Origin of the sequence: Methylomonas koyamae, assembly GCF_006483455.1 — a bacterium.
Taxonomy (GTDB): Bacteria; Pseudomonadota; Gammaproteobacteria; order Methylococcales; family Methylomonadaceae; genus Methylomonas; species Methylomonas koyamae_B.
Map to the genome: position 1 here is coordinate 1 of NZ_PPPU01000076.1, position 8,722 is coordinate 8,722.

Here is an 8,722-nt window from a genome sequence, read left to right on the forward strand (position 1 = left end):
TGCAGACGGCGGGTGGAAACGATGTCCTGGCGGTGCAGGTCGCGGGTGCGGTTTAGATTGTGTTCGGCTTCGCTGAAGCGGGAACGGGCTCCGGCCTGCTGGGCGCTCGCCGCCAGAAATTGCTGGCGCACCGCCAATAACGGTTCCGGGTTCAACACGGTGCCGTAGGCGGTGGATTCGGGTTGTCGGCGTACCGCCTGCAACGGTTGGCTGCGAATACCGGCCAGGTTTTGGGCGGTCGCATCCAGGGTCAGCGTTTCCGCCTGTACCGAGACTGTCGCCGGGGCTGTGGCGGGAGCTGCCGGCGCATCGTCGTCATCGCTCGCGGCGGCGGCCAATATGGGAAAACAGCCTAATAAGCCGGCCAGGGCATAAGCGCTAAGCATGAACTGGGTCGAAGGGTTGGGTGAACAAATCCGGCCGTCGGCGTTGGCTGCCGGCCGGGAGCGGAGTCGGCGCAGATTATAAAGTTCGCGGCGGCGGGGCCGACATTTTTTTGTTGTGTTAAAAAATTAGCCGGTTATGCTGTTTCGGATTGATTAAGGCTAGAGGGACACCCCATGACAGAAGCACCAGAAAATTTGAAATACGCGCAAACCCACGAATGGGCCAAGTTGGAAGATGACAGCATTGTGCGTGTCGGTATTACCGATTTTGCCCAGTCCGAATTGGGCGATATCGTCTTCATCGGTTTGCCCGAGGTCGGTCGCGTCGTCAAAGCGCAAGAGCAATTGGCCGTGGTCGAGTCGGTCAAGACCGCATCCGATTTGTTCAGCCCGGTCGGCGGCAGTGTCGTGGCGGTCAACGAGGCGGTGCAGGACGCACCGGAACTGGTCAATGAAAATGCATACCAAACCTGGCTGTTTTGCATCCGGGCCGACGATCCTGCCGAACTGGACCAGTTGTTGGACGCGCAGGGTTACCAAGATTTTATAGAGGCATAAGAACCACCGATGGCTAACCAAAACGCAAAGGGTTTGCGGCGCTTGATCAACGCCTGTTTTTTTTCGATTGCCGGCTTCAAGGCCACTTGGCAGCATGAGGAGGCGTTTCGCCAGGAAGTGGCGTTGTTCGTCGTGACCACCCCGCTGGCCTTGTGGCTGGGGCAAACCGCGATAGAAAAGGTGTTGCTGATCGGTAGCGTGGTGTTGGTGCTGCTGGTGGAATTGTTGAATTCCGCGGTCGAAGCCGTTGTCGATCGGGTCGGTTTCGAACACCACGAATTGTCGGGCCGGGCCAAGGACATCGGTTCGGCGGCGGTGATGCTGTCTTTGATCTGGGCGGCGGCGACCTGGGGCATGATACTGTTGTAGGCGACAGGCGGTTTGGCTTGTTTCGCCTGCTATCTTGTACCGGTTAGCAACATCCGTTACCTTAGGGCCGCTAAAGTTTAGTCAAACCCAAAGGAAAACAATGAGTGCATTGATCTGTGGCTCCATGGCCTACGACACCATCATGGTGTTTCACGACAAATTCAAAAACCACATCCTGCCGGAAAAAGTCCATATCCTGAACGTGTCGTTTCTGGTGCCGGCGATGCGGCGCGAATACGGCGGTTGCGCCGGCAATATCGCCTACAATCTGAAATTGTTGCAGGAAGAGCCCTGGATCATGGCGACCGTGGGCCACGATTTCGAGCCCTATGCGCAATGGCTCAGCCAATGCGGCATCAGCAGCCGTTACATCAAGGTGCTGGACGACCATTACACCGGCCAGGCCTATATCACTACCGACCAGGACGATAACCAGATCACCGCATTCCATCCGGGAGCGATGAATTTCTCGCATTTCAACAGCGTGCCGCTGGACGCGGAAATCACGATCGGCATCGTCTCGCCGGACGGCAAGCAAGGCATGCAGGAGCACGCCGCCCAGTTCGTCGAACAGGGCATCCCGTTCATTTTCGATCCCGGCCAAGGCATGCCGATGTTCGACGGCGCGGAACTGTTGCAGTTTTTGGAGCAGGCTAATTACGCCACCTTCAACGATTACGAATTCGAACTGCTGCAACAGCGTACCGGTCTGACGCCGGAACAAATCGCCGAAAAGGTCGACGCCTTGATCGTGACCTTGGGCAGCCAGGGCTCCAAAGTCTATACCCGCGGCGAGGTCATCGACATTCCGCCGGCCAATCCCAAACAAATTCTCGACCCGACCGGTTGCGGCGACGCTTACCGCGCCGGTTTGTTGTTCGGCCTGATCAACGATTACGACTGGGAGGTCACCGGCCGCATCGCCTCGCTGCTGGGGGCGATCAAGATCGAGCACAACGGCACCCAGAACCATACCTTCACGATGGCGGAATTCAAAAAACGCTATCAGGAAACCTTCGGTTCCACGTTTTGAGTTTAAGCAAGACGCAGGAATTGCTGGGCTTGATGTCCCGCTTGCGCGATCCGGAAACGGGTTGCGCCTGGGATCAGAAGCAGGATTTTCATAGTCTGATTCCGTATACCATCGAAGAAGCCTACGAAGTTGCCGACGCGATCGAGCGTAACGATTTCGAGGATTTACGCGGCGAGCTGGGCGATCTGTTGTTGCAGGTGGTGTTTCATTCGCAAATTGCGCGGGAGCGCGGCCTGTTCGATTTCGAACAAGTCGCCGCTGCGATCGGCGAAAAACTGGTTTCCCGCCATCCGCACGTCTTCGCCGGCGTCAAATTCGACAACGACGAGCAACGCCAGCAAGCCTGGGAGGAAGCCAAAGCTGAGGAACGCAAGCGAAAGCAACCGCAACAACACGCCGAAAGCGTGCTGGCCGGCGTTGCCCACAGTCTGCCGGCCTTGGTGCAATGCGAGAAAATCCAGAACAGGGCGGCCAGCCACGGCTTCGACTGGCCGGATACCGAGCCGGTGTTCGAAAAAGTGCGGGAGGAATTGCAGGAGGTGCACGAAGCCTGGCTGTCCGGCGATCAGACCCATATCCACGAGGAAGTCGGCGACCTGTTGCTGGTGGCGGTCAATCTGGCCCGGCATTTGAAAGTCAATCCGGAGATTGCCTTGCGCGATGCCACCAAAAAATTTACCCGCCGTTTCAATTACATCGAAAAGGAAGTCGCAGCCTCCGGCCGGCAATTGCGCGACTGCCAGCTGGCCGAACTGGACGATTTATGGAACCAGGCCAAGCGCACCCTGAAAAAATCGCAAAGCCATGTTTGATTCGCGTCGATTCGAATTAATGAGCCTGGCCCGTAGACGCCCTGTGGCCGTCATTCCCGCGAAAGCGGGAATCCAGCGTGGAGGCTGGGCTCCAGCTTTCACGGGAACCAAGATATTTAAGGGGCCGGTTAATAGTCGCTTTACGTTGCTTGCTTGTTACTTGAGTCTCCTGATCGGTTTGTCGGTCGTTAGCGGTTTGGCCCGTGCCGAATTGCTGGGCAGCATCTCCGACGACACCGCGCCGAAAGCGCAGCCGGAACTTGCGCCAGCCGGCAAAAACGACGGCCGCCGCATCGTTTATCGGGTGATCTGCTCGCCGGAAGATCAGGACTTGCCGGACTGCGACCGTGCCGCAGTCGACGAAACCGGCAATGGGGACAGCGCGGCAAGCTTGCCGACGCCCGACCTGCCGCCGGACCGCGACGATCTGGCCGAGGCTGCCGTGCCGATCAATGCCGCGCCGGCCGCGCCACCGTTGCCGAGCGAGACCGGTGCGCATTCCAAAAAGCGTGCGCATAGTAAATCGGCCAAAAAAGCGCAGGCTGCCTCGAAAAAAACGGCCGCCAAAACCCGGCCGCATCGATAGTGCCTTTTCCGCCTTTGGCGATTTGGGTGCCATTCCCGAAAATCCTTACGTTAACTGGGTCTTTGCGCTAGGCTTACTGAATCAGCCCGCACGCAAAAGGATACGCAGATGCAGCCCCTCAGACCGAATGTGCTCGATTTTGAAGCGTCCGGCTTCGGTGTCGACAGTTACCCGATCGAAGTTGGTGTGGTATTGGGCTCCGGGCAAAAGTACTGCGCTTTGATCCGGCCGGCCGGCAATTGGGTGTATTGGGACGACCAGGCCGAACAGGTGCACGGCCTGAGCCGGGACACGTTGCTGAACTACGGTAAACCGATACGACAAGTGGCCGCCGAACTCAATGAGTTTTTAGCCGGCAGAACCGTGTATTGCGACGGTTGGGTGGTCGACAAACCCTGGCTGTCCCGCCTGTTTTACCAGTCCGGCCTGCAACCGAGTTTTTACCTCAGCGCTCTGGAAATGATTCTGAGAGAAACCCAAATGGAAATCTGGAACCATACCAAGCACCAGGTAATCCAGGAATTTGCGTTGCATCGCCATCGGGCCAGCACTGACGCCTTAATCATTCAGGAAACTTATGCCCGCACCCGGCAACTAATCGATGCCGGCGGCTATGCGCCGGCCTGACCGCGACAGCGATGTGCGGCGTTTTTAACCCAACGGTGAAGCAACGATGAATAAGAGCACTCCAGTTTCCGATAACGAATTGCAACAGATAAACGCCTATTGGCGCGCCTGCAATTACCTGGCCGCCGGTATGATTTACCTGCGCGACAATCCGTTGCTGCGCCAGCCCTTGCAGCCCGAACACATCAAGCGCCGCCTGCTCGGCCATTGGGGCTCCAGTCCGGGTCTGAGTTTTGCCTATGTGCATTTGAACCGGATCATCAAGCAATACGACCAGAGCGTATTGTTCATCGCCGGTCCCGGCCACGGCGCGCCCGGCGTATTGGCGCCGGCCTATCTGGAAGGCAGCTACAGCGAGATCTACCCGAATAAGGGCGAGGACGAAGAGGGCATGCGCCAGTTCTTCAAAGAGTTCTCGTTTCCGGGCGGCATTGGCAGCCATTGCACGCCGGAAACGCCGGGTTCGATTCACGAGGGTGGCGAGCTGGGTTACAGCATTTCTCACGCTTTCGGCGCAGCCTTCGACAATCCGGATTTGCTGGTCGCGGCCGTAGTCGGCGACGGCGAGGCCGAAACCGCGCCGCTGGCAACGTCCTGGCATTCCAACAAATTTCTGAATCCGGCCCGCGATGGCGCGGTGTTGCCGATCCTGCATTTGAACGGCTACAAGATCAACAACCCGACGCTGCTGTCACGCATCTCCCATCAGGAGCTGGAGGATTTGTTCAAAGGCTACGGCTGGACGCCGTATTTCGTCGAAGGCGACGAACCGCTGGCGATGCACCGGAAAATGGCCGAGACGCTGGACGCTTGTTTACTGGAAATCCGCAAGATACAGCAGGCGGCTCGCAACGGCGGCGAGGTGGAAAGGCCGCGCTGGCCGATGATCGTGCTGCGTTCGCCGAAAGGCTGGACCGGTCCCAAGTTCGTCGATGGCCATAAAGTCGAAGGTTTCTGGCGCGCCCACCAGGTGCCGATGGCCTCGGTCCGGGAAAATCCGGCGCAGTTACAACAACTGGAAGACTGGCTGCGCAGCTACAAACCGGAAGAATTATTCGACGCCGACGGCCGTTTGCTGCCGGAACTGAAAGCGCTGGCGCCGCAAGGCCAACGCCGGATGAGCGCGACGCCGCACGCCAATGGCGGCGTGTTGCGCCGGGCGCTGCGGATGCCGGATTTTCGTGATTACGCGGCGGTCTTGCCCGGTCCCGGCAAAATCAGCGCCGAAAACACCCGTCCGCTTGGCCAGTTCCTGCGCGACATCATGGCCGACAATATGGCCAACTTCCGCGTGTTCGGCCCGGACGAGAATAGCTCCAACAAACTGGATGCGATTTACGCCGCCAGCAAGAAAACCTGGCTGGCCGACTTCCTGCCGGAAGATGCCGACGGTGGCGAGCTGTCTGTCGATGGCCGGGTCATGGAAATGCTGTCCGAACACACGCTGGAAGGCTGGTTGGAAGGCTATCTATTGACCGGCCGCCACGGCTTTTTCTCGACTTACGAAGCCTTTGTCCACGTCATCGATTCGATGTTCAATCAGCACGCCAAATGGCTGGCGATGATGCAAGCGGTCTCCTGGCGGGCGCCGGTGTCGTCGTTGAATTTGTTGATCACCTCGACGGTCTGGCGCCAGGACCACAACGGTTTTACCCACCAGGACCCCGGTTTTCTGGACCTGGTGGTCAACAAAAGCCCGGCGGTCACCCGCATTTATTTGCCGCCGGACGTCAACTGCCTGTTGGCCGTTGCCGACCATTGCCTGCGTAGCAGCAACTACGTCAACGTCATCGTTTCCGACAAACAAAAGCACCTGCAATATCTGGATATCGACGCGGCAATCAAACACTGCACCAAAGGCATCGGTATTTGGGACTGGGCCAGCAACGATGCCGGCGCCGAGCCGGATTTGGTGATGGCCAGCGCCGGCGACATCCCGACCAAGGAAGCACTGGCCGCGACCGTGATCCTGCGCGAGCACTTTCCGGCGTTGAGAGTCCGCTTCGTTAACGTGGTCGATTTGTACAAACTGACGCCGACCAGCGAGCATCCGCACGGTTTGAGCGATAAGGATTTTGACAGCCTGTTCACGCTGGACAAACCGATTCTGTTCAACTTCCACGGTTACCCGTGGCTGATCCACCGCCTGGCCTACCGCCGCACTAACCACAAGAATTTGCACGTGCGCGGCTATAAGGAAAAAGGCAGCATCAATACCCCGCTGGAGTTGGCGATCCAAAACGAAATTGACCGCTATAGTTTAGTGATAGATGCGATCGACCGCCTGCCCGGTTTGAAAGTCGCCGGCGCTCACGTCAAGGAAAAGATGCGCGACATGCAGATCGAGTGCCGGCATTACGCCTACGAGCATGGTGTGGATTTGCCGGAGGCCGACGACTGGCTTTGGCCCTAAGGTTTCAGGACTGTAGCGAAGCATCTGCGCGTAAGCACCGAGTCTGCTTGGGTATAACCCTAAACCGAATTGCGTTGGCCCGGAGTGTGGACTACACTCCGGGTTTTAATCGGGAGTAGCGCCGTGTACGCCACCAATGTCAGGAATTTGAAAAAAAATCCGTCGGAAGCTTTGCGCCATGCCGAGCAGGAACCTGTGTTGATTTTGAAAGGTAATCAGCCGAATGCGTTACTGTTTAATTTAAAAACGTCGCTGGGCGATATTAACGAACAGCTCAAACCCGCCTTGGCGGCGAGTTTGTTCAAGGACCGGGTGTTGTCCTTGGGCGCCGCCGCGCAAGTCAGCGGCTTGAGTTTGTCCGAGTTTATCGAGCATCTGACTCAGTTGGATATCGATTTGGTGGAGGCCGATCAGCAAACCGGCAAGGAAATGCAGACCCTGGATTCGTGGCTGTCGTAATCGCCGATGCCGGCCCGTTGATCGCGCTGGCCAAGATCGGCCAATTGCCGCTACTGCCGGCGTTGTTCCACCAAATCACCGTCACGCAAGCGGTGGCCGACGAATGCCTTTGCAATCTTACCCGGGATGGCCTGCTGATTCGGCAGGCATTGGCCACGGCTTGGGTGCAATGTGTCGCCAACCCGGAACCTAAACACAAATTATCCAAAAGCCTGGGACCGGGCGAACAGTCCAGTATCGAGTTGGCTTTACAGCGGTCGGGCAAATCACTGCTGATTTTGGATGACGGTCTGGCGCGCAAGCAGGCTTTACGCATGCATTTGGACATCGTTGGCACCGCGGCTGTATTGTTTGCGGGACAGCGTAAAGGCTTGCTCGATAACGCCGAGGCAGCGGTTACCCAGCTCAATCAAGCCGGTTACCGGATTTCCGCCAGCGTGGTTGCGGAATTAAAAAAGGGGCTGCCGTGATCGAGAGGGTTCGCTGGCCGTTTGCAGGACGTACCAGCTTTTAACTGCACTTCGCCCGGCTTTAAATCAGCATCTGCCAAGTTTTCTTTGGGATCGCCATTACCTTGTACCAACAATACTTCAACTTCAGCGAAGCGCCGTTTTCGATCTCGCCCGATCCGTATTTCATGTATATGAGCGAGCGGCATCAGGAGGGCTTGGCGCATCTGCTGTACGGCATCGACCGCGGCGGCGGCTTCGTGGCGTTGACCGGCGAGGTCGGTACCGGCAAGACCACGTTGTGCCATTGCCTGCTGCAACAATTGCCGGAAAATATCGATATCGCCTTGATCTTGAATCCCAAGTTGAACGCCATCGAACTGTTGGCGACGATTTGCGACGAGTTGGGCATAGCCCACGAGGCGATGACGGCGAAAAGCCTGATCGATGCGATTAACCGCTATCTGCTGGCGGCCTACGCCAAAGGCCGCCGCACCGTGTTGTTGATCGACGAAGCCCAAAATCTGAGCCTGGAAGTGTTGGAGCAGATTCGGCTGCTGACCAATCTGGAAACCAGCAAGGCCAAATTGCTGCAAATCATTCTGGTCGGCCAGCCGGAACTGAACGCGATGTTGGCGCGCCGCGAGTTGCGCCAGCTCAACCAGCGCATCACCGCCCGCTACCATCTGTTGCCGCTGTCGTTCGACGAAACCAAAGCTTATATTCAACACCGGTTGCGGGTTTGCCGAGGCAGCCACCGTCTGTTCAGCGCCGCCGCGATTCGCCAGATCTACCGCTATTCGGCCGGCGTGCCGCGGCTGATCAATATCTTGTGCGATAGAGCCTTGCTCGGCGCCTATGCCACCAACACCGGTCGGATTACGCCGGCCATCGTCAACCGTTCGGCGCGGGAAACTCTGGGGTTGCAGCGTTGGCTGCCGCGATTCTCTGTGTCGATTGCGGCCTGCCTCGTTTTGCTGGGCGGCATGGCGGGGTTTTATGCCTGGCGTCACGGCTTGCCGGCGATACC

General features: G+C 57.8%; 10 protein-coding genes and 1 pseudogene. 10 read left to right on the top strand and 1 reads right to left on the bottom strand.

The window, feature by feature from the left end; genetic code table 11:
- A pseudogene (locus C2U68_RS20735) lies at positions 1-386 on the bottom strand (hypothetical protein); the annotation flags it as partial.
- A 174-nt stretch (positions 387-560) separates the two neighbouring features.
- Here C2U68_RS20735 and gcvH point away from each other — a divergent pair.
- From gcvH to C2U68_RS20785, 10 genes are all read left to right on the top strand, one after another.
- Complete coding sequence (gene gcvH, locus C2U68_RS20740; RefSeq protein WP_140914378.1) at positions 561-944, top strand: glycine cleavage system protein GcvH; 384 nt, start codon at positions 561-563, stop codon at positions 942-944.
- Between the two features lie 9 nt (positions 945-953).
- Positions 954-1,313: a diacylglycerol kinase gene (locus tag C2U68_RS20745; protein WP_140914379.1), complete on the top strand. Its 360-nt coding sequence runs from the start codon at positions 954-956 to the stop codon at positions 1,311-1,313.
- A 100-nt stretch (positions 1,314-1,413) separates the two neighbouring features.
- Positions 1,414-2,346 carry a carbohydrate kinase family protein gene (locus C2U68_RS20750; protein ID WP_140914380.1) on the top strand — a complete coding sequence of 311 codons (933 nt, stop codon included), beginning with the start codon at positions 1,414-1,416 and terminating at the stop codon, positions 2,344-2,346.
- The gene (gene mazG / locus C2U68_RS20755) at positions 2,343-3,158 is read left to right on the top strand and encodes a nucleoside triphosphate pyrophosphohydrolase (protein WP_140914381.1); all 816 of its coding nucleotides are present in this window, start codon (positions 2,343-2,345) and stop codon (positions 3,156-3,158) included. Before C2U68_RS20750 ends, mazG begins: the two co-directional genes overlap by 4 nt.
- 160 nt (positions 3,159-3,318) lie before the next feature.
- A complete protein-coding gene (locus tag C2U68_RS20760) occupies positions 3,319-3,744 on the top strand; it encodes a hypothetical protein (RefSeq protein WP_140914382.1) in 426 nt (141 codons plus the stop codon).
- Between the two features lie 108 nt (positions 3,745-3,852).
- A complete protein-coding gene (locus C2U68_RS20765; RefSeq protein ID WP_140914383.1) occupies positions 3,853-4,371 on the top strand; it encodes a hypothetical protein in 519 nt (172 codons plus the stop codon).
- Positions 4,372-4,417: 46 nt separating this feature from the next.
- Positions 4,418-6,784: a phosphoketolase gene (locus C2U68_RS20770; RefSeq protein WP_140914384.1), complete on the top strand. Its 2,367-nt coding sequence runs from the start codon at positions 4,418-4,420 to the stop codon at positions 6,782-6,784.
- 123 nt (positions 6,785-6,907) lie between these two features.
- On the top strand, positions 6,908-7,243 hold the full coding sequence (locus C2U68_RS20775) for a UPF0175 family protein (protein WP_186289697.1): 336 nt from the start codon (positions 6,908-6,910) through the stop codon (positions 7,241-7,243).
- Positions 7,231-7,713, top strand: coding sequence for a DUF3368 domain-containing protein (locus C2U68_RS20780; protein ID WP_140914386.1), 483 nt, complete (start codon positions 7,231-7,233; stop codon positions 7,711-7,713). The genes C2U68_RS20775 and C2U68_RS20780 overlap by 13 nt, the downstream gene beginning before the upstream one ends.
- A 104-nt stretch (positions 7,714-7,817) precedes the next feature.
- Positions 7,818-8,722 (top strand): ExeA family protein (locus tag C2U68_RS20785; RefSeq protein WP_140914387.1); only part of this gene is annotated, 905 nt, incomplete at its 3' end.

Bases quoted from the DNA above. Each gene is read 5' to 3' on its own strand.
- C2U68_RS20750 (WP_140914380.1), top strand. From the start codon at position 1,414: ATGAGTGCATTGATCTGTGGCTCCATGGCCTACGACACCATCATGGTG.
- C2U68_RS20745 (WP_140914379.1), top strand. From the start codon at position 954: ATGGCTAACCAAAACGCAAAGGGTTTGCGGCGCTTGATCAACGCCTGT.
- C2U68_RS20765 (WP_140914383.1), top strand. From the start codon at position 3,853: ATGCAGCCCCTCAGACCGAATGTGCTCGATTTTGAAGCGTCCGGCTTC.
- C2U68_RS20770 (WP_140914384.1), top strand. From the start codon at position 4,418: ATGAATAAGAGCACTCCAGTTTCCGATAACGAATTGCAACAGATAAAC.
- gcvH (WP_140914378.1), top strand. From the start codon at position 561: ATGACAGAAGCACCAGAAAATTTGAAATACGCGCAAACCCACGAATGG.